Source organism: Pseudomonas sp. COW5 (assembly GCF_026240005.1).
Taxonomy (GTDB): domain Bacteria; phylum Pseudomonadota; class Gammaproteobacteria; order Pseudomonadales; family Pseudomonadaceae; genus Aquipseudomonas; species Aquipseudomonas kribbensis.
In genome coordinates this window covers 5,356,702-5,376,221 of the sequence record NZ_JAPHVP010000001.1, presented here as the reverse complement: position 1 = coordinate 5,376,221, position 19,520 = coordinate 5,356,702, and the positions used below count along the sequence as shown (strand labels likewise).

The window sequence follows — 19,520 nt, the reverse complement described above, 5'->3', positions numbered from 1 at the left end:
TCCTGCCGATATAGGGGCGGAAAATGAAAAAGCCACCCGAAGGTGGCTTTTTCGTACAGGCAGAACAGGCGCTATCAGTAGGCCTTGCCGGTCTTGTAGAAGTTTTCGAAGCAGAAGTTGGTTGCCTCGATGTAACCCTCGGCACCACCGCAGTCGAAACGCTTGCCCTTGAACTTGTAGGCCATCACGCAGCCGTTCTGGGCCTGCTTCATCAGGGCGTCGGTGATCTGGATTTCACCACCCTTGCCTGGCTCGGTCTGTTCGATCAGGTCGAAGATGTCCGGGGTCAGGATGTAACGACCGATGATCGCCAGGTTCGACGGCGCGTCTTCCGGCTTTGGCTTCTCGACCATGCTGTGTACGCGGTAGATGTCGTCACGGATCATCTCGCCGGCGATAACGCCGTACTTGCTGGTCTCTGCCGGATCGACTTCCTGAATGGCAATGATCGAGCAGCGGAACTGCTTGTACAGCTTGACCATCTGGGTCAGTACGCCGTCGCCTTCGAGGTTGACGCACAGGTCGTCCGCCAGCACTACCGCGAACGGCTCATCGCCGATCAGCGGACGACCGGTCAGGATCGCGTGACCCAGGCCTTTCATTTCAGTCTGGCGAGTGTAGGAGAACGAGCACTCGTCCAACAGCTTGCGGATACCAACCAGGTATTTTTCCTTGTCGGTGCCCTTGATCTGGTTTTCCAGCTCGTAGCTGATGTCGAAGTGGTCTTCCAGGGCGCGCTTGCCACGGCCGGTCACGATGGAGATTTCGTTCAGGCCAGCATCCAGAGCTTCTTCGACGCCGTACTGGATCAGTGGCTTGTTTACCACCGGCAGCATTTCTTTGGGCATGGCCTTAGTCGCTGGGAGGAAGCGAGTACCGTAACCGGCTGCTGGGAACAAGCATTTCTTGATCATATAAGTCCTTGAAAGGGCTGTGTGTACGAGTTTCGGCGCAGTCTAATCAGGCGGCGTGCACCTTACAATGCCCCGCACTGGCTAACCGATGTCAACATAGAGAAATATTCTGGCGGATAGTTCAATCCGCACGCAGAAGCTGCGCATTCAGCGTAGCCCAAAGATTCAGGAACACCGCATCGACCCGCGCCTGCTCGCCCGTTTCCCGTTATCATGATGCCTTTGAACCAGCCAACGAGGCCGCTAGATGTCCGCAGCAAAAATCATCAACGGGTACACCGTCGCCAAGGCAAAAGATGGCCAGTGGCATATCACCGCCGCCAACGGCGAAGATGTGTCCGGCCCATTGCCCACTGAAGCGATGGCGATTGAAGTAGCCGCGGTGCTTGATTACACGCCTCCTGCACCGAAGCGTCGCGGCAAGGATCAGGACTGATCGACGACCACAAATCCCGGCCCTGCCACTGCGCAGGGCTTTTTTTGGCCCGCACACAAAGATGTGGCCAATCGCTATAACCTTTTCGCACCGGCGCTGTCATAGCGTCTAGCCCTCTCCTTCCGAAGACGACATCGCCATGAACACCCGTACCCTGCACCGCATGCTGCCACTGATTGCGCTTCTGGCCCTGGCCGGCTGCGCCACTTCCGAAACGACTTATCTGAACAATGGCGAACAAGGCCTGAGCATTGACTGCTCCGGCGAGGCCAACTCCTGGGCCAGTTGCTATGAAAAGGCCGATGCCTCCTGCGCCGGAACCGGCTATCGCATAGTTGGAACGGAAGGGACGCCTGCGCCGAAGGAAAGCGACAAGACTCTGGGTGTCGACGTCGGTAATTACAAGACTCGCAGCGTCGTAGTGGTCTGCAAGTAGGTTCTACATATGGATTTCGGCGAACTTGATCCCCAGCCCGCGAACGACCTCAATCAGGTCATCCAGACGGCCAAACGATTCGACTTCGTCGTTTTCATCCACCAGAAAATAACTGCGCCCGGCGCTTTTCTTGAAAAAAACGATCCACTCACCCGGATTCGCCGGGTTCTGAATCACATGCGTGGCCGCAATCAGCCCTTCTTTATGGCGCTCGCGCACCTGCTCCCGCTTCATGCACATCTCCAGAAATGACAATGCCGCCCAGGCGTGACCTGGACGGCATCAATACCGATGACTGACAGTTTATCAGCCGGAAATGCACACCGTGGCAGCATTGCGAACATCCCGAGGACGTATCGGCACATTGGACATGCGTTCATGCAACTTGATACTGCTGCCGCCGGAGCGATCCTCGATGTCAAACACCGCCGCCGGGCCGGATGACAATTTCCCCGGCACGATCACCCGAACCCCGTCCTTGTGCGGCTCCATTTGCAGGGCCCCGCGGCTTTGCGCCAGCTTGTCAGCCAGGCACTGCGCATATTCGTGGGGCTTCTTGCCGGAAATGACGTTCATGGTCGGCAACGTTTCATTAATCTCCGAAACGCTTGCGCAACCACCCATCGCCAATGCCAACGGCACAATGACCACACCCCACTTCATACAGAATCTCCTATAAAGACCGTCGGACAGCACGAATGCCAATTTTCTCCGAGGCTCATTGCATTTAACGCACATGGAATCGCGAATAACTGTTTTTAATTGTCAAAGCAGCGCCCGACGGCCGGATAATAACCTGTCCGGACTGATAAACTGCCGCCAATCGACCTTGCTATCGTTTTGATTTTGTAGAAAAAGCCCTTCTGGAGGCGCCCATGAAATTTATTCACCAGCGCGAGCACCTCAACGAAGACGACATTGTCGTCATCCAATGCTCGCAAACCTGCAACATCCGCCTGATGAACGACGCCAACTTCCGCAGCTTCAAGAACGGCGGCCGTCACACCTACCACGGCGGCGCGTTCGACACCTTCCCGGCCCGCATCACGGCGCCGAGCACCGGTTTCTGGAACATCACCATCGACACCGTCAGCCGCCGCGCAATCAGCGTGACCCGCAAGCCGACCCTGACGCACTCGATCAAGATCATCCGTCGTTCCAGCTCGAAACTCAGCTGATCGCCCCCCCTCAATACAATCAGGTAAGCATGACCGTGGCTCAAACGACCAAATACGTCATCAAGTACAAACTCAACGGCGAGCGCCGCTTCGAATTCGCCCAGCTGGAAAACGGCACGCCGGAAGAGGCCAAGGCTGCACTGGATGCCCTGCACGGCCAGAACGGCGACGTGATCAGCGATATCAGCGTCAGCAAGGCCTTGTAAGACACGGGTGACAATTCGACCGCAAGCGCCGGAGTGTTCCGGCCTCGCGGGCTGCCTAGACTGATCGCCTGGACAAGCACCAAGGAATCAGCATGCCGATGTCACCCGACTCTCCCCTCGACAGGCTCGACTGGGTCGCGCTGGAACAACAGCTGGATCAGGACGGCTGTACCGTCATCCGCTCGTTGTTGCGCCCGGAAACCTGCGAGCGCCTGAGTGCGCTTTACCCGCAAAGCGAACCGTTCCGCTCGCAAGTCATCATGGCCCGCCACGGTTTCGGGCGCGGCGAGTACAAATATCTGCGCTACCCGCTGCCTCCGGTGGTTGAGCGCCTGCGAAATGCGCTTTATCCGCGACTTGTTCCCCTGGCCAACCGCTGGCACGAACGAATGGGTTTTCCGCAACGGTTTCCACCTCTGCACAGCGAATTTCTCGCGCGCTGTCACGCCGCCGGTCAACTGCGGCCTACCCCGCTCTTGCTGCAATACGGCCCACAGGACTACAACTGTCTGCACCAGGACTTGTACGGCGAACATGTCTTTCCGCTGCAAGTGGCGATTCTTCTGTCAGAGCCTGGCGAAGACTTCAGCGGTGGTGAATTTGTCCTGACCGAACAACGTCCGAGGATGCAGTCTCGCCCGCTGGTGATGGACCTGAGAAAAGGTGATGCCTTGATCTTTGCCGTCAACCAGCGTCCGGTCAAAGGCGTGCGCGGCGATTATCGGGTCACCATGCGCCACGGCGTGAGTCGCCTGCACAGCGGAAAACGGCATACTCTCGGCATCATTTTTCACGACGCAACCTGACCATCATGCACAGTAATTTCGACCTCTTCGCCGACACCGAGCAGCCACACCGCTCCGAGCAGATTGGAGAGCAATCGTGGGTCTTGCGTGGCTTTGCACTGTCCCGTATCGAGCAATTGCTGCCGGCGCTGGAATCGGTCATCGACCGTGCCCCGTTGCGGCACATGATGACGCCCGGCGGCTTCAGCATGTCCGTTGCCACCAGCAGCTGCGGCGCTTTGGGCTGGATCACCGATCGCAGCGGTTACCGCTACTCGGCTGAAGATCCAATCAGCCACCAACCCTGGCCGCATATGCCTGAAGTCTTTCGCGAATTGGCCCAGGCAGCGGCAAAGCAAGGCGGATTTTCCGACTTCATACCGGACTCCTGCCTGATCAACCGCTATGTCCCCGGCGCAAAAATGTCATTGCATCAGGACAAAGACGAACATTCCTACGCCGCACCTATCGTGTCCTTGTCATTGGGTTTGCCCGCCATGTTCCTGTTCGGCGGCTTCGCGCGCAGCGACAAGAGTCAGCGCATTTCGCTGTTGCACGGCGACATGGTGATCTGGGGCGGCGTCGACCGGCTGCGCTACCACGGCATCCTGCCGATCAAGTACGGCCGGCATCCGCAACTGGGCGAACAGCGATTCAACCTGACATTTCGCACCGCTGGATAACCTCACGGAATTTGACCGCAAGGGCCGGAGTGTTACGGTTGGCGGCACTGGTTAACCTGAAATTCAACAGGTCAACGGACTCTCCATCATGAAAACGCTTTCGACCCCTTTGAACACTCAAGACGATCCACGCTGGGCCGCTGTCGTCGCTCGCGACCCACGTGCGGACGGCCAATTTGTCTATGCCGTGAAGACCACCGGCATCTATTGCCGCCCGAGCAGCCTGGCGCGCTTGCCGAGGCCGCAGAATGTGGAGTTCTTCGACACGGCCGAAGAAGCTGAAGCGGCGGGTTATCGCCCCAGCAAACGAGCGAGCAAGGACCAGAGCGACGTGGCCGCGCAACATGCCGCGACCGTAGCCGCGGCCTGCCGGCAGATCGAAAGCGCCGAAACCCTGCCGGCACTCAACGAACTGGCCGAAGCCGCCGGCCTTAGCGCCTTCCATTTTCATCGGGTCTTCAAAGCCGCCACCGGCCTGACACCCAAAGGTTATGCTGCTGCACACCGTTCCCGCAGAGTGCGGGAACGTCTGGCGGATGGCGACTCGGTGACCGATGCGCTGTACGACGCCGGTTTCAACTCGAACAGCCGCTTCTACGAATCCGCAGACCATTTGCTGGGCATGAAACCGGGCGATTTCCGGGCCGCGGGGCAAAACAACGACATTCGTTTTGCGGTGGGCCAATGTTCGCTCGGCGCGATTCTGGTGGCACAGAGTGACCGGGGGATCTGCGCGATTCTGTTGGGGGACGACCCTCATCAATTGGTCTGTGACCTGCAGGACCAATTTCGCCGGGCGAACCTGATCGGGGCTGACGCCGAGTTCGAACAACTGATTGCCCATGTCGTCGGTTTCATCGAAGCACCGGCCATCGGCCTCGATCTGCCACTGGATGTGCGGGGCACCGCGTTTCAGGAGCGGGTCTGGCAGGCACTACGCGAAATTCCGGTTGGCAGCACCGCCAGTTACGCCGACATCGCACAGCGCATCGGCTCGCCAAAAGCGGTTCGGGCGGTAGCCCAGGCTTGCGGTGCCAACAGCCTCGCGGTGGCGATCCCTTGCCACCGTGTGGTGCGCAGCGACGGCAATCTCTCGGGCTACCGCTGGGGTGTGGAGCGCAAGCGTGAGTTGTTGTCCCGGGAAACCCGGTCTTAACGAATACCGATATAGATCGACACCAACTCGGGGCCAAGGTAGGCCTCGAAGTCGGTGGCGTAGCGGCGCTGGATCTGCGGATTGGCTTCGAAGTGATTCCAGATCCGGCCCCAGGTGGCGATGACCGCATCAGGCAAGGCGCCATGCCCCTGAAACACCAGATACTCGCCGCTCTCGATGCGGATTGTTTCGAAACCGCTTTGCGGATCAACGACAGCAACGCCGGCGGTCACATCGAAAGCACCCGAGGCATCCGACTCGTAGGCCGAATACACCCCGTAAATCGGCGACTCGGTCTGCTTGCCGGGAATGACCTGCGCCAGGTTCCTGCCAAAGAACTCGCCCCACATCGGTCCGATTTTCGCGGTCTCGGCCTTGTGTTCTGCGGCGTTGGTGGTTCGAACGCGCAAGCCTGAAACCGTGAACGACTCAACGTGCTGTTGTTGTAAATCCATCGAAGTGCCACTCCCTTTTTTGAAGTGCGGCCCGGCAGGTCCGCGATGGCGCTTAATGTGTCAGCGATTGACGTCCACGACAACCCGTCCACGCAACTGTCCGGCGAGCAATTTCGGTGCAGCTTCGATCGCTTCGCTGAGGCCGATTTCGTGGCCGATCAGGGGCAACAGGGCGAAATCCAGATCCTTGGCCAGACGCGACCAGGCTTCGATTCGGCGGGCCTTGGGCTGAGTCACGCTGTTGATGCCGGCCAGCGTCACGCCACGCAAGATGAACGGGGCCACAGACGCCGGAAAATCCATGCCCTGAGCCAGACCGCATGCCGCAACGGTGCCTTCGGCGCGGGTGCTGGCGCACGCGTTGGCCAATGTGTGGCTGCCCACCGAATCGATGACCGCTGCCCAACGCTCCTTCGCCAAGGGTTTGCCGGGCTCGGACAAGGTTGCACGATCAATGATTTCGCTGGCACCCAGCTGCTGCAGATATTCATGCTCCGACACCCGCCCGGTGGAGGCCACCACGCGATAGCCAAGTTTGTGCAACAAGGCAATGGCAAAGCTGCCGACCCCGCCATTGGCGCCGGTGACCAGCACTTCGCCCTGTTCTGGCGTCACGCCATTGCGCTCCAGCGCCATGATGCACAGCATTGCCGTGTAGCCCGCCGTTCCAATGGCCATGGCTTGCGCTGCGGTGAAAGCTTTTGGCAACGGAATCAGCCAGTCGCCGTTGAGCCGCGCTTTCTGGGCCAGACCGCCCCAGTGGCTTTCACCCACGCCCCAACCGTTGAGCAACACCTGGTCGCCGACCTTATAGTCGGGATGCGAACTGACTTCGACCGCACCCGCCAGATCGATTCCCGGCACCATCGGAAATTTGCGCACCACAGGGCTGCTGCCGGTAATCGCCAGCCCGTCCTTGAAGTTGAGCGTGCTGTACGCGACGCGCACCGTCACATCGCCTTCAGGCAACTGCTGCTCGTCGATTTTCTGCAGGCTGGCGCGATAACCGCTGTCGTCTTTGTCGATCAGAATGCCGTTGAACATGACTGCCTCTCAGGGGAAGGATTCGGGGGATCGTGGCATTCAAATAGCACACTGCAACATTTTGCCCCACTCGACTTTCCGCCAATCGCTGAAACCGGCGGGTGAATCCAGATCGGGCGACTATGCTTTTTCGACTGCTTCCAGTTATCCCCGAGAAGCCTTTGTCGACGGAGCTGACAATGTCCCGCGCCCGCCCTTTTCTTGTCTGGTTGATGCTCTGTCTGTTGGCATTCAACAGCGCGTGGGCGGCGCCTGCGGCCAAGACGGCGGACGCCGCTGCCGTTGAGCCGACATGGCCGCAAGTCATCACCAGCGGCAAGTCAAAACTCACCGTGTACCAGCCCCAGCTCGACAGCTGGGACGGTTACACCTTGCAGGCCCGCGCCGCCGTCGAGGCGACCGATGCTGACGGCAAGGCGACTTACGGGATCGTCCAGTTCAGCGCTCATACGCTGGTCGACAAGGCGACTCGCTGGGTCATGCTCGACCAGTACAAGATCATCAAGGCTGACTTCCCCGCCGACTCCAGCCAGGCCGACACCTGGATTACGACATTGCAAAACGATGCGGCCAAGCGCAAGAAAACCATCTCCCTGGATCAGCTCGAAGCCGCGGTCGGCGTCCTGACCGCCGAACAGAAAGCCGATTCGGCGCCTCTGGAAAACACGCCACCGACCATCATCAGTTCTGACGTGCCGGCCATGCTCGTCTATATCGACGGTGACGCCGCGTATCGCCCGGTGGACGGCACCGGATTGCAACGAGTCATCAACACCCGCCCTCTGCTGCTCAAGGACGGCCAGGGCAAACACTATCTGCACGTGTTCGACGGCTGGATGGTTGCCGATCAATTGACAGGGCCGTACACCCTGCTGTCCTCGCCTCCGACGGATCTGGAGAAAGCCAAGAAAGCCGCAATCGAGAGCCGGCAAGTGGATCTGCTCACCGGGCAAAGTGATCCGAAGGACAAGGTACCGAGTCTGGCCAAGCCGCCACAGCCGAAGATCTTCGTGGCCACGACCCCGACCGAACTGATCGTCACCGACGGTGCGCCGCAGTGGCAGCCGATCCAGGGAACGCAATTGCTGTATGTCAGCAACACCACCGGGCACATCTTCAAGGAAATCGGCGACCAGAACAGTTATGTGCTGATCTCCGGCCGCTGGTTCCGTGCCGCTGACATGAACGGCTCGTGGACATTTACCCCGGCGGACAAGCTGCCGGCAGACTTCGCCAACATCCCTGACGATAGTCCGAAGGAGAACGTCAAAGCCTCGGTGGCCGGAACGCCGCAGGCCAAGGAAGCGGCCATTGCCGCCACGATCCCGCAGACGTCGGCGATCAAGAAAAGCGCGGTCAAAATGACTGCCCCGCAATTCGATGGTGAGCCTCAACTCAAAGCCATCAGCGGAACCCCGCTTCAGTATGTGATCAACAGCGCGACGCCAATAATCCGGGTCGATGAAAACAGTTGGTACGCGGTGGAGAACGGCATCTGGTTCGTCGCGACTGCCGTGTCCGGGCCATGGACCGTCGCCAGTTCGGTGCCAGCGGTGATTTATTCGATTCCGCCGAACTCGCCGATGCATTACCTCACCTACGTCAAAGTCTATGAATCCAGTGGTGACACGGTCGTTGTCGGCTATACCCCAGGTTATCAAGGCTCGACACTGGATCCAGCGACTGGCGTCGTGGTTTACGGCACAGGCTATCCGTACACACCCTGGATCGGCACTGTCTGGTACGGGCCGCCGGTGACTTACGGTTTTGGCGTCGCCATTCGCTATACGCCGTGGACAGGCTGGACCTTCGGTTTCGGCTTCGGCTGGAGCTGGGGTGGCAACACTGCCGCGATGGGTTGGGGCTGGGGCGCCTATCCCTGGTGGGGCAATTACGGCTGGGGCTACGCGTGGGGACCACACCTGTATCCGGCGCCATTGGCCTGGGGAGGCGCGGCCTACGGATATCACGGCGGCGCCGTGGCCTGGGGCCCGGGCGGCTGGGCCGGCACCACCGGCAACATCTATCGGCAATGGGGCGACCGGGCGACGGTCAGCCGCTATGGCGCGGGCTACAACGCCTGGACCGGCAACCGCTGGGCCGGTCAGGTCGGCTCTTCCTATAACTCACGGACCGGGATCGCGACGGCAGGTCAGCGGGGTGCGGTACACAATGTCTACACCGGCAACTATGCGGCCGGCCGCAGTGGTGAAGTGGTCGGGCCTAACGGCGGTGCAATTGCCGGAGGGCGCGTAACGGCCGGCAATGTTCGCAATGGCACGCAGGTTACGGCCAATCGTGGCGCCGTCTACAACCCGAACACCGGCAACACCACGCAGTACGGCGGCATCCATGGGCGCAACAGCGGCGCCGCGCGGGTTGGCGACAATGTTTACGCCGGGCATGACGGCAACGTCTACAAGAAAACCGATGACGGCTGGCAATCGATGGTCAAGGGAGGCACGACACGAGCACCGATCAACAACAATGCTCAGTTGCAGAACCTCAACCGCGATTCGGCGGCGCGTAACGTTGGCAATCAACGGTTGAACAACTTCCACAACTCTTCGCAGTTCATGAACCATTCATTCGGTGGAGGCGGTGGTGGCGGACTTCATCGACGCTGAACCGAATCCCGAGAGGCTGCAAATCTTGGCTGGCCCTGAACCCGGTTTTGCTGGTAAAAAAACCGGCTTCAGCTTCTCTGCCCTGCTTTGTCCTTCGGAGTCTTTTCCATGAACCAATGGCCAGATACGCGCATTCTTGACCTGCTCGGCATCGAACTGCCGATTATCCAGGGCCCTATGGCCGGTGCCACCAACTCGTCGATGGTGATCGCCGTGTGCAATGCGGGCGGTTTGGGTTCGATGCCGGCGGCGATGTTGAGCATCGAGCAATTGCGCGAAGAACTGAAGACTATCCGCCAGGGCACCGACAAACCGTTCAACGTCAATTTCTTCTGTCACCAGCCACCGGCCGCCGATGAACAGCGGGCACGGGACTGGAAGAATCTGCTGGAACCCTACTACCGCGAACTGGGTGCCGATTTCGACGCTCCGACGCCAGTATCCAACCGTGCACCGTTTGATGCAGCCGCTTGCGAAGTGCTTGAAGAGTTTCGCCCGGAAGTGGTGAGTTTCCACTTCGGCCTGCCGGAAAAATCCCTGCTGGACCGGGTCAAGGCCACCGGCGCGAAAATCCTGTCATCGGCCACCAACGTCGATGAAGCCATCTGGCTGGAGCAGCATGGTTGCGACGCAATCATCGCCATGGGCTATGAGGCCGGCGGACACCGGGGCATGTTCCTCAGCGATGACCTGAGCAGCCAGGTCGGGACCTTTGCCCTCGTGCCGCAAATCGTCGATGCAGTCAAAGTGCCGGTGATTGCTGCCGGTGCGATCGCCGATGCACGAGGCGTGGCAGCGGCCTTCATGCTCGGTGCATCGGCCGTGCAGGTCGGCACGGCTTATCTGTTTACTCCAGAAGCCAAAGTCAGCGCCTCTCATCACAAGGCGCTGCGCGCGGCAAAAGACAGTGAAACAGCGATCACCAACCTGTTCACTGGGCGCCCGGCACGGGGAATCCTGAATCGAGTGATGCGCGAAGTGGGACCGATGTCGGCCAAGGCGCCGGCGTTTCCGCTGGCCGGCGGTGCTCTGATGCCCTTGCGCGCCAAGGACGAGGCCGACTTCAGCAACCTGTGGGCCGGTCAGGCGTTCACACTGGGCAAGGAGTTGAGCAGTGCTGAACTGACCCGGCAACTGGCCGAAGGAGCGCTCGCGAAACTGGCTCGGTAAAGGCGCGGCAGACCGAGGCATTTCATGCCCTCACCTGCCCACCTGAAACCAGCACTTTCCGTTTGGAAGCATTTCGCTATATATTCAGCTATATAGCGATTCACCCCCTCGCATCGGCGCAGTCTACCCCTCTAACAACAACTGCCCACTGCACCTGCCAACAACGGAGCTGTTACATGACCATTCGTGCCTCACGTTTTGCCCCTACCTGCCTGGCCTCCCTGCTTGCGGTATTCGCCGTCGGCGCTGTTCAGGCGGATGAAGTGCAAGTTGCCGTCGCGGCCAACTTCACTGCACCGATCCAGGCAATCGCCGCCGATTTCGAAAAAGACACCGGGCACAAACTGGTTGCAGCCTATGGTGCCACCGGGCAGTTCTACACCCAGATCAAGAACGGCGCGCCGTTCGAGGTATTCCTCTCTGCTGACGACACCACGCCTGAAAAACTGGAAAAGGAAGGCGACACCGTCAAAGGCTCGCGCTTCACCTACGCCATCGGCACCCTGGCGCTGTGGTCGGCCAAGGAAGGTTACGTCGATGCCAAAGGCGACGTCCTGAAGAAAAACGAATACCAACACCTGTCCATCGCCAACCCGAAAGCCGCGCCTTATGGCCTGGCGGCCACCCAGGTGCTGGAAAAGCTGAAACTGACTGAAGCGACCAAAGCCAAGATCGTCGAAGGCCAGAACATCACCCAGGCCTACCAGTTCGTTTCCACCGGCAATGCCGAGCTGGGCTTCGTCGCGCTTTCGCAGATCTACAAGGACGGCAAGGTCAGCAGCGGTTCGGCCTGGATCGTTCCGGCGAGCATGCACGACCCGATCAAGCAGGATGCCGTCATCCTGAACAAAGGCAAGGACAACGCCGCCGCCAAGGCACTGGTTGACTACCTCAAAGGCCCGAAAGCCGCTGCGGTCATCAAGTCCTACGGTTATCAGCTGTAAATGTCGCTGACGAGTGCCGATTTCGCGGCGATCTGGCTGACCCTGAAACTGGCGTCCCTGACCACCGCGATCCTGCTGGTCATCGGCACTCCGATTGCCCTATGGTTGTCGCGCAGTCGTTCCTGGCTGCGCGGCCCCATCGGGGCCATCGTCGCCCTGCCCCTGGTGTTGCCGCCGACTGTCATTGGTTTCTATCTGTTGCTGGCGATGGGGCCGAATGGCTTCCTGGGTCATTTCACCCAGTGGCTGGGGCTTGGCACGCTCACCTTCAGTTTCACCGGACTGGTCATCGGTTCGGTGCTCTATTCCATGCCTTTTGTGGTGCAGCCGTTGCAAAACGCCTTCTCCGCCATCGGCACACGCCCACTGGAAGTAGCCGCCACTTTGCGCGCCAATCCCTGGGACACTTTTTTCAGCGTCATCCTGCCGCTCGCGCGCCCCGGTTTCGTTACCGCAGCGATTCTCGGTTTCGCCCATACAGTTGGCGAATTCGGCGTGGTGCTGATGATCGGCGGCAATATTCCCGACAAGACCCGGGTTGTCTCGGTGCAGATCTACGACCATGTCGAAGCCATGGAATATTCACAGGCCCATTGGCTCGCCGGGGCAATGCTGGTGTTTTCGTTCCTGGTGTTGCTGGCGCTCTATTCCAGCCGCAAGTCGCGCGCAGGCTGGAGTTGATCGATGATTGAAGCACGCTTGAAACTCGCTTACTCAGGCTTCGGCCTGGATGTCGACCTGCACCTGCCCGGTCGTGGCGTGACTGCATTGTTCGGACAATCAGGTTCCGGCAAGACCACCTGCCTGCGCTGCATCGCCGGACTTGAACGGGCCTCGCACGCCTTTGTGCAAATCAACGACGAAGTCTGGCAGGACAGCGACAAAGGCATTTTCGTCCCGCCGCACAAGCGTGCGCTCGGCTATGTCTTTCAGGAAGCGAGCCTTTTTCCGCATCTCTCGGTGCTGGCCAACCTGCAATTCGGACTCAAGCGGATTGCCAGGAATCAACGCCGGGTCGACATGGCACAGGCCACCGAACTATTGGGAATCGGCCAATTGCTGGAGCGTCATCCGCAGCATCTGTCCGGCGGTGAGCGTCAGCGCGTCGGTATCGCCCGGGCATTGCTGACCAGCCCGAAGCTGTTGCTGATGGACGAACCGCTGGCCGCACTCGACAGTCAGCGCAAAAGTGAAATCCTGCCTTACCTGCAGCGGCTGCACGACGAACTCGATATCCCGGTTCTATATGTCAGCCACGCTCAGGATGAAGTCGCGCGTCTGGCCGATCATCTGGTGCTGCTCGAGAACGGTAAAGCGCTGGCCAGCGGTCCCATCGGCGAAACCCTGGCGCGCCTCGATCTGCCTCTGGCCATGGGCGATGACGCTGGCGTCGTGATCGAGGGGCAAGTCATTTCCTACGATCACGACTACCAATTGCTCTGCCTGCAATTGCCCGACACGTTGTTGAGCATTCGCGTGACTCACTCCCCCATGGAGATCGGCCAGGCGCTGCGCTGCAAAGTGCAGGCTCGCGATATCAGCCTGACCCTGCATAACACCGAGCACAGCAGCATCCTCAATCGGTTGCCGGTCACGGTTGTCAGCGAAATGCCCGCCGACAATGCCGCTCATGTGCTGATTCGCCTCGATGCTGGCGGCACGCCGCTGCTGGCCCGTATTACCCGCTACTCACGGGATCAGCTTGGTGTACATGCCGGCCAACAATTATGGGCGCAGATCAAGGCTGTCGCGGTTCTGGCATAAATCGGTCGGCACGACTGCCGGGGCCTGCGGTCAATCGCTGTAACAGCCCGATTGCCGCCCAGGAACCCCGCCATGTCCGATACCGCGCTGACCGATGTGTTGCCTTCGGATCTGCATTACGTCGATGACACCCAGCCGGGACTCACCCGCAAGAAGCTGCGCGGCAAGTTCTGCTACTTCGACGCAACCGGCCAGCGCATCCGCGATCCTGACGAAATCAAACGCATCAATGCGCTGGCTGTGCCGCCGGCCTACACCGATGTGTGGATCTGCGCGGCCCCTTGCGGGCATCTGCAAGCCACCGGCCGCGATGCTCGCGGACGCAAACAATACCGCTATCACCCACGCTGGCGCGAAGTCCGCGATGCCGACAAGTACTCGCGACTGCGCGAGTTCGGCATGGCACTGCCGAAGCTGCGCAAACAGCTGGAAGTGCTGCTGGACGCGCCGGGGTTCAGCCGCGACAAAGTCATGGCTACGGTGATCACGCTGCTCGATGCCACGCTGATTCGCGTCGGCAATACGCAATACGCGCGGGCCAATCGATCGTACGGCCTGACCACCTTGCGCAGCCGGCATGTCGAAATCAATGGCAGCGCGATCCTGTTCCAGTTTCGCGGCAAGAGCGGCATCGAGCATCAGATCACCGTGAAAGACCGACGCCTGGCGAGGATCATTAAACGCTGCCTGGAAATCCCGGGGCAAAACCTGTTCCAGTACCTGGATGAACAGGGCGAACGGCACACCGTCAGCTCTTCCGACGTCAACAGCTACCTGCAAACCCTGACCGGCGCGGACTTCACCGCCAAGGATTACCGGACTTGGGCCGGCAGCGCCCTCGCCCTGGCGGTGTTGCGGGAGTTGCAATGGGAATCGGAAGCCGAAGCCAAGCGGCATGTGGTGGAGATGGTCAAAGGTGTGGCGCGACAACTGGGCAACACGCCGGCGGTGTGCCGCAAATGCTATATCCACCCGGCCGTGGTGGAGCATTTCATGCTGGGCGCACTGGCGGAACTGCCAAAGCCGAGGATCCGTAAAGGTCTGCGCAAGGAAGAAGTCGCCCTGGCGCTATTTCTTGAACGCATGTCAGACATAGCTTGAAGCGGTCGAACGCCTCGACTAGGCTATCGAACTTCCCCTCCCAAGGACGACCGCAGAAAGTGAACAACTAAGCCTTCAAAAATGTAATCGCGACACGCCTCTCAGGGCGCTTGTCTGTTTTCACGACATTTTTTGGAGGTGCCGATGACTCACGTCTCGCGTACGCCTGCCCTCGTCTCCCTGAACCAGCTGGGTTTCCAGTTCGCCAATGGCGAGACGATTTTTGATGCACTCGATTTGAAATTCGATCACACGCCGACCGCCATCGTCGGGCGCAACGGTGTCGGCAAAAGCGTACTGGCACGCTTGATCGCCGGACAATGGCAGCCCACCACCGGCAGCGTGACGCGCACAGTGGCCACAACCTACGTAGCGCAAACCTTGGTCGCCGCACCTGGCGAGACGATCGCCGAGACCACCGGCAGCGCCGCCATTCTTCAGGCCCTGGAACGAATGAACCGCGGCTGCGGATCCGTCGAGGATTTCGACCTCATTGGCGAACAATGGGATCTGGCGGAGCGCTTGCGGCGCTTGCTCGATGACGCCGGGCTGGCCGAAGTCGCACTCACTGACTTGACCGAGCAACTCAGTGGCGGCCAGCAAGCACGAGTCGCACTGATCGGCGCGTTTTTGAGTCAGGCTTCGTTGCTGGTTCTTGATGAACCGACTAACCATCTGGATTCATCGGGACGGCAATGGTTGATGAATTCCCTGGAGCGCTGGCACAGCGGACTGATCGTCGTCAGTCATGACCGGCAACTGCTCGATGGCATGCAACGGATTGTCGAATTGAATGGCGTGGAGGCAAATGACTTCCGCGGCAATTATTCGCAGTTCCGTGAGCATCAACGGATTCATCAGGCAGCGGCACAAGCGCGTCTCGATCAAGCCCGAAGCGAGCGCCAGCGTGAGCACGTGCGGTTACGGCGTGAACACGACACCATACAACGCCATGCAGCCAATTCCCGACGCAAAGCCGAAACCGCCAACATTGCCAGTTTCGAATATGTGGCAATCAAAGGCGCCGCCCGGGAAATCATGGGGCACGTCAGGCAGGGCCATCAGGCACGCAAGTCCGAGCTCGATGCCCAGGTACGGGAGGCATACGCCAAAGTACAGCCCACAGACGGTGTGCTGGTCAACCTGCCCGGAAGCACCGTACCGAGCAATCGCCAGGTCTGCACACTGATTGAAGCCGGATTGCCATGGCTGCCCCGCGAAGCAGCAACGAGCCGCCTGAGCCTGGTGATCCGTGGACCGATGCGAATCGCTGTCAGCGGTCCCAACGGGTGCGGCAAATCGACCCTGCTGAAGGTGTTGGCCGGGCATTGGACGCCTGTCGACGGGGTCGCCACGACTCACGTGCCGTTCGCGTTTATTGATCAGCAACTGGCCCAACTGGACGATCAGCGCTCGATCACCGAACAGTTGCTGATGCAGGGGGCGGGCCTGGACGAAGGCACACTGCGCAGCAACCTCGCTCACCTGCAACTGGATGCTCGCCGCGCCACGGCATATTGCGCTTCATTGAGCGGTGGCGAACGCCTGAAAGCCGCGCTAGCGCTGGCATTATGGAGAGCAGATCCCGCGCAATTGCTGTTGCTGGACGAACCGACCAATCATCTTGACCTGCCCTCGGTGGAAGCTTTCGAACGAGCCTTGCAGACATTTCCGGGAGCGATAGTTGCCGTTTCGCACGACCAGGACTTCCTCAAGGCGCTGCAACCGACTCACACTCTGGACTGGCGTCGTTCTGGGTGGTTACTTCAACCGACGAACTGACCTGACTATTTTTTGCACGATTTGTCAGGGCTTCTATAGTTGATCTGATATGAATCAGCTGCGGTGACGCCATGGAAGACATATTCGTCGTGAAGCGTTGCAACAAGATCATCATTCACGGTCGCCGCGCAGGAGAAAGTCTCCACGAACCCGCCGAGGCCACCAGTTGGTATCGCATCAACGACACGCGTACCGGCGGTTTCATCGGGGATGGTTACGATCTGGAAGAGGACGCCCGGCGAGAATGCCAGCGACTGAATGCCGTCAGCTCACGAGTCACGGACTGTGAGTCTTCGGGCTGATAGCTGTCATTTACGGGTCTATACTCAAACCAGCTGAAGGAGCAGCGCCCCAACGGCAGAGAGCTCGCGCTTCGCGGGCTTTTTGCTGCCTCAGAGCGGTTTCCCGAACGGAGGTGTTCCATGTCCGAAAGAGAGTCCATCACCACTCTCCTCACCTTGCTCGAGGCGCGGGAGGCACGCCTTGCCGCGGCCTGCAAAGAGATCGCCGACTGGGTCGATCATCAAGGCGGGCATCCGACCGCCCTGCGCATCCGCGACCGCTTGAACGACATCGAAAAGGATACGCCGCTGATCCGCAGCACCCTCTCGTCGCTCAAGCCTGTCGATCGGCCGCTGCCACGCTTCAGGTGATCCACTGATTCGCACAATGCCCGCAAAAAAAGAACGTCCTTGGTGGTGAAAGGTCAAACCCTTTACACGTCACCAAGGAGGCGTCTCATGGTCATTCACTTCAAAGTCGACGGGCATCTTGCCTGTGGTCACAAGGGCAACAATCTCAGCGCCAGCCCCGAGCTCAATCGCGTCAAGTGCCGCAGCTGCCGCAACACCGACGCTTATAAAAACGCACGCAAAGACCAGCGCAATGCGGCGCGCCGGGCCGCTCGCCATGCCAAGGCAACAAACCACGCATCCAGTTGGCGTTCCGAGTGGATCGAACGTCTGACGGCGATGGCTGGCCTCCAGCGTCTGCCAAGAGGTTTTACCGGGCAAGCCTTCGTCTAGACCGGTAACACAATGGGCCGTCTGTTCGGCCCATTTCTGCTGATGTGTTTATTACTGTGTAGCTCTGCCGATGCTATGGTGAGTCCTGTCGGTTCCAGTTTCGGTAACTCAGCGTGCAAACATCCCTTGATCCTGAAGACAACTTCGGAGCGCCCCCCTCGCCTCGCCGCAATCCGTCGCAAAAACGCAGCCGTGAACGGCAGGAACGAATTCTCGGCGTGGCTACACGGCTGATTGCCAACAAAGGCAGCGATCAGTTGAAGATGAGCGAAATCGCTTCACTCTGCGAGATATCCATCGGTTCTCTCTATCAGTATTTTCCCGACAAAAGCTCGATCATCCTCAGCCTCGCGCAGCGTTACAACGCCGAAAGCCGCCGCTGTATCCAGGTTGCTCTGGAGACAGTCCACGATGCGCAATCCTTGGAAGTCGCTTATTCGGAACTGCTGGATCTGTACTACCAGGTCATCACGGCAGAACCGGTCATGCGCGATATCTGGTCAGGCATGCAGGCTGACAAACAGCTGCTGAATCTGGAGCTGCAGGAAAGTCGCATTGCGGCGCAAATGTTGACCCGCGCGGTACTGCGCGCCTTTCCTGATGCCAATGAACAACAAGTGAGCGATGCGGCTTTTCTGGTCTGGCAACTGGGTGAATCGACGATGCGCCTGGCCATTTCCTGTTCCGAGGCAGAAGGTAAGCGACTGGTCGAAACCTTCAAGCGCATGTCGCTTCGGGAAATACTCCATCCGGCCCTCGCCGACTCTCTCAATTCTTAGATTTAAATCCGTGACGTTCAACAAATGACCTGTCGTCGGCTGAGGGCAGGCGTTTCTTGACGGCATAACGTGAGCATCTATCGTATTTTTTTGTGAGAGATGCTCACGTTAACGAGAGAGATGATCATGACAAGCTCAGAAGCCCAACCCTTTCTGATACTCGGCGCTACCGGAAAAACCGGAAGCCGCATCAGCAAACGACTGATCGAAGAAGGACATCCGGTTCGACCAGGATCGCGCAACGCACCCATTCCATTCGATTGGGACAATCCTTCAACCTGGAGCGCAGCTCTGACGGGCGCGCGCGCAGTCTATATCTCCTATCAGCCCGATCTCGCCATGCCCGGTGCCCTGGAAACCCTGCAGGCGTTCGTTTCGCTTGCCGTCGAGCACCACGTCAAACACTTGGTACTGCTGTCAGGACGCGGTGAAATTGAAGCGCAAGAAGCTGAACGTATTGTGCAGAACAGCGGTATCGACTGGACAATTCTGCGAGCCAGCTGGTTTTTCCAGAATTTCAGCGAAGCGCATTTTCTCGATCCGATCATTGAGGGTCAGCTCGTGCTGCCAGTTGGCAATGTCGCTGAGCCCTTTGTCGATGCGGAAGATATTGCCGAGGTCGCCGTGCAGGTACTCACCAAACCGGGACATGCTGGAAAACTCTTTGAACTGACCGGGCCAAAAGCATTGACCTTCGCTGAGGCAATTCAGGAAATCGGCTCGGCAACAGGGCGCGATATCCAGTTCATACAAGTACCGCCAGAGAGTTACCGCAAGGAGCTTGAAAATGCGCAACTGCCGGCACCCTGGATTGATCTGGTGCTTTATCTCTTCACCACCGTACTGGACGGGCGCAATACCGCTGTTGCCGATGGGGTAAGGCAAGCCTTGGGACGAACAGCCAATAACTTCAGTGCTTATGCCAGACGCACGGCTTCGACCGGGGTCTGGAATGCTCCGGAATGACAAAGGTGCGGGGATTTTTTGCGGAGCAAAGAAAAAGGGCTTGCATGAAGTATGTCATGCAAGCCCTTG

At 59.2% G+C, this 19,520-nt stretch carries 24 protein-coding genes; 19 read left to right on the top strand and 5 right to left on the bottom strand.

Annotated features, from left to right (window positions below):
- Positions 1–74 precede the first annotated feature (74 nt).
- On the bottom strand, positions 75–914 hold the full coding sequence (gene galU, locus OQ248_RS24570) for a UTP--glucose-1-phosphate uridylyltransferase GalU (RefSeq protein ID WP_119428247.1): 840 nt from the start codon (positions 912–914) through the stop codon (positions 75–77).
- 247 nt (positions 915–1,161) lie between these two features.
- Here galU and OQ248_RS24565 point away from each other — a divergent pair, with 247 nt between their 5' ends.
- Together OQ248_RS24565 and OQ248_RS24560 are read left to right on the top strand one after the other, a co-directional pair.
- Positions 1,162–1,350 carry a hypothetical protein gene (locus tag OQ248_RS24565; RefSeq protein WP_096821531.1) on the top strand — a complete coding sequence of 63 codons (189 nt, stop codon included), beginning with the start codon at positions 1,162–1,164 and terminating at the stop codon, positions 1,348–1,350.
- 139 nt (positions 1,351–1,489) lie between these two features.
- On the top strand, positions 1,490–1,786 hold the full coding sequence (locus OQ248_RS24560) for a hypothetical protein (RefSeq protein WP_085710031.1): 297 nt from the start codon (positions 1,490–1,492) through the stop codon (positions 1,784–1,786).
- Between the two features lie 3 nt (positions 1,787–1,789).
- Here the strand turns inward: OQ248_RS24560 and OQ248_RS24555 are convergent, their stop codons facing one another.
- Both OQ248_RS24555 and OQ248_RS24550 read right to left on the bottom strand, forming a co-directional pair.
- Positions 1,790–2,020 (bottom strand): hypothetical protein, encoded by a 231-nt coding sequence (locus OQ248_RS24555; RefSeq protein ID WP_085710032.1) that lies wholly within the window; start codon positions 2,018–2,020, stop codon positions 1,790–1,792.
- A gap of 72 nt (positions 2,021–2,092) precedes the next feature.
- Positions 2,093–2,449, bottom strand: coding sequence for a hypothetical protein (locus tag OQ248_RS24550; protein ID WP_085710033.1), 357 nt, complete (start codon positions 2,447–2,449; stop codon positions 2,093–2,095).
- Between the two features lie 212 nt (positions 2,450–2,661).
- On the opposite strand from OQ248_RS24550, the gene OQ248_RS24545 reads away from it, so the two are divergent.
- From OQ248_RS24545 to ada, 5 genes are all read left to right on the top strand, one after another.
- On the top strand, positions 2,662–2,964 hold the full coding sequence (locus OQ248_RS24545; RefSeq protein WP_039768744.1) for a DUF1883 domain-containing protein: 303 nt from the start codon (positions 2,662–2,664) through the stop codon (positions 2,962–2,964).
- Between the two features lie 29 nt (positions 2,965–2,993).
- Positions 2,994–3,170, top strand: coding sequence for a hypothetical protein (locus OQ248_RS24540; RefSeq protein ID WP_265814342.1), 177 nt, complete (start codon positions 2,994–2,996; stop codon positions 3,168–3,170).
- Positions 3,171–3,268: 98 nt separating this feature from the next.
- Complete coding sequence (locus tag OQ248_RS24535; protein ID WP_265815142.1) at positions 3,269–3,976, top strand: 2OG-Fe(II) oxygenase; 708 nt, start codon at positions 3,269–3,271, stop codon at positions 3,974–3,976.
- Positions 3,977–3,981: 5 nt separating this feature from the next.
- A complete protein-coding gene (gene alkB / locus OQ248_RS24530) occupies positions 3,982–4,638 on the top strand; it encodes a DNA oxidative demethylase AlkB (protein WP_265814341.1) in 657 nt (218 codons plus the stop codon).
- 88 nt (positions 4,639–4,726) lie between these two features.
- Positions 4,727–5,794 (top strand): bifunctional DNA-binding transcriptional regulator/O6-methylguanine-DNA methyltransferase Ada, encoded by a 1,068-nt coding sequence (gene ada / locus OQ248_RS24525; protein WP_265814340.1) that lies wholly within the window; start codon positions 4,727–4,729, stop codon positions 5,792–5,794.
- Here ada and OQ248_RS24520 read toward each other — a convergent pair.
- Positions 5,791–6,249 carry a GyrI-like domain-containing protein gene (locus tag OQ248_RS24520; RefSeq protein WP_265814339.1) on the bottom strand — a complete coding sequence of 153 codons (459 nt, stop codon included), beginning with the start codon at positions 6,247–6,249 and terminating at the stop codon, positions 5,791–5,793. The two genes, ada and OQ248_RS24520, sit on opposite strands and share 4 nt — an antisense overlap.
- Before the next feature lie 60 nt (positions 6,250–6,309).
- Entirely contained in the window at positions 6,310–7,293 is a 984-nt protein-coding gene (locus OQ248_RS24515) for an MDR family oxidoreductase (RefSeq protein WP_265814338.1), read from the bottom strand.
- Positions 7,294–7,472: 179 nt separating this feature from the next.
- On the opposite strand from OQ248_RS24515, the gene OQ248_RS24510 reads away from it, so the two are divergent.
- From OQ248_RS24510 to OQ248_RS24455, 12 genes are all read left to right on the top strand, one after another.
- Entirely contained in the window at positions 7,473–9,920 is a 2,448-nt protein-coding gene (locus OQ248_RS24510) for an autotransporter (RefSeq protein WP_265814337.1), read from the top strand.
- Positions 9,921–10,028: 108 nt separating this feature from the next.
- Positions 10,029–11,090, top strand: a complete 1,062-nt coding sequence (locus OQ248_RS24505; protein ID WP_265814336.1) for a nitronate monooxygenase — start codon at positions 10,029–10,031, stop codon at positions 11,088–11,090.
- 176 nt (positions 11,091–11,266) lie between these two features.
- Entirely contained in the window at positions 11,267–12,034 is a 768-nt protein-coding gene (modA, locus tag OQ248_RS24500; protein ID WP_114883351.1) for a molybdate ABC transporter substrate-binding protein, read from the top strand.
- On the top strand, positions 12,035–12,715 hold the full coding sequence (gene modB, locus OQ248_RS24495) for a molybdate ABC transporter permease subunit (protein ID WP_085710042.1): 681 nt from the start codon (positions 12,035–12,037) through the stop codon (positions 12,713–12,715).
- A gap of 3 nt (positions 12,716–12,718) precedes the next feature.
- The gene (gene modC / locus OQ248_RS24490; RefSeq protein ID WP_265814335.1) at positions 12,719–13,798 is read left to right on the top strand and encodes a molybdenum ABC transporter ATP-binding protein; all 1,080 of its coding nucleotides are present in this window, start codon (positions 12,719–12,721) and stop codon (positions 13,796–13,798) included.
- A 72-nt stretch (positions 13,799–13,870) separates the two neighbouring features.
- Complete coding sequence (locus OQ248_RS24485; RefSeq protein ID WP_265814334.1) at positions 13,871–14,899, top strand: DNA topoisomerase IB; 1,029 nt, start codon at positions 13,871–13,873, stop codon at positions 14,897–14,899.
- Positions 14,900–15,043: 144 nt separating this feature from the next.
- Positions 15,044–16,681 (top strand): ATP-binding cassette domain-containing protein, encoded by a 1,638-nt coding sequence (locus OQ248_RS24480; RefSeq protein WP_265814333.1) that lies wholly within the window; start codon positions 15,044–15,046, stop codon positions 16,679–16,681.
- Positions 16,682–16,752: 71 nt separating this feature from the next.
- Positions 16,753–16,983, top strand: coding sequence for a hypothetical protein (locus tag OQ248_RS24475; RefSeq protein ID WP_085710046.1), 231 nt, complete (start codon positions 16,753–16,755; stop codon positions 16,981–16,983).
- A 120-nt stretch (positions 16,984–17,103) separates the two neighbouring features.
- Positions 17,104–17,334 carry a hypothetical protein gene (locus OQ248_RS24470; RefSeq protein WP_085710047.1) on the top strand — a complete coding sequence of 77 codons (231 nt, stop codon included), beginning with the start codon at positions 17,104–17,106 and terminating at the stop codon, positions 17,332–17,334.
- An 87-nt stretch (positions 17,335–17,421) separates the two neighbouring features.
- Positions 17,422–17,706, top strand: coding sequence for a hypothetical protein (locus OQ248_RS24465; RefSeq protein ID WP_119428263.1), 285 nt, complete (start codon positions 17,422–17,424; stop codon positions 17,704–17,706).
- A 113-nt stretch (positions 17,707–17,819) separates the two neighbouring features.
- Positions 17,820–18,485 (top strand): TetR/AcrR family transcriptional regulator, encoded by a 666-nt coding sequence (locus tag OQ248_RS24460; protein ID WP_265814332.1) that lies wholly within the window; start codon positions 17,820–17,822, stop codon positions 18,483–18,485.
- 126 nt (positions 18,486–18,611) lie between these two features.
- Complete coding sequence (locus tag OQ248_RS24455; protein ID WP_265814331.1) at positions 18,612–19,451, top strand: NAD(P)H-binding protein; 840 nt, start codon at positions 18,612–18,614, stop codon at positions 19,449–19,451.
- Positions 19,452–19,520 lie beyond the last annotated feature (69 nt).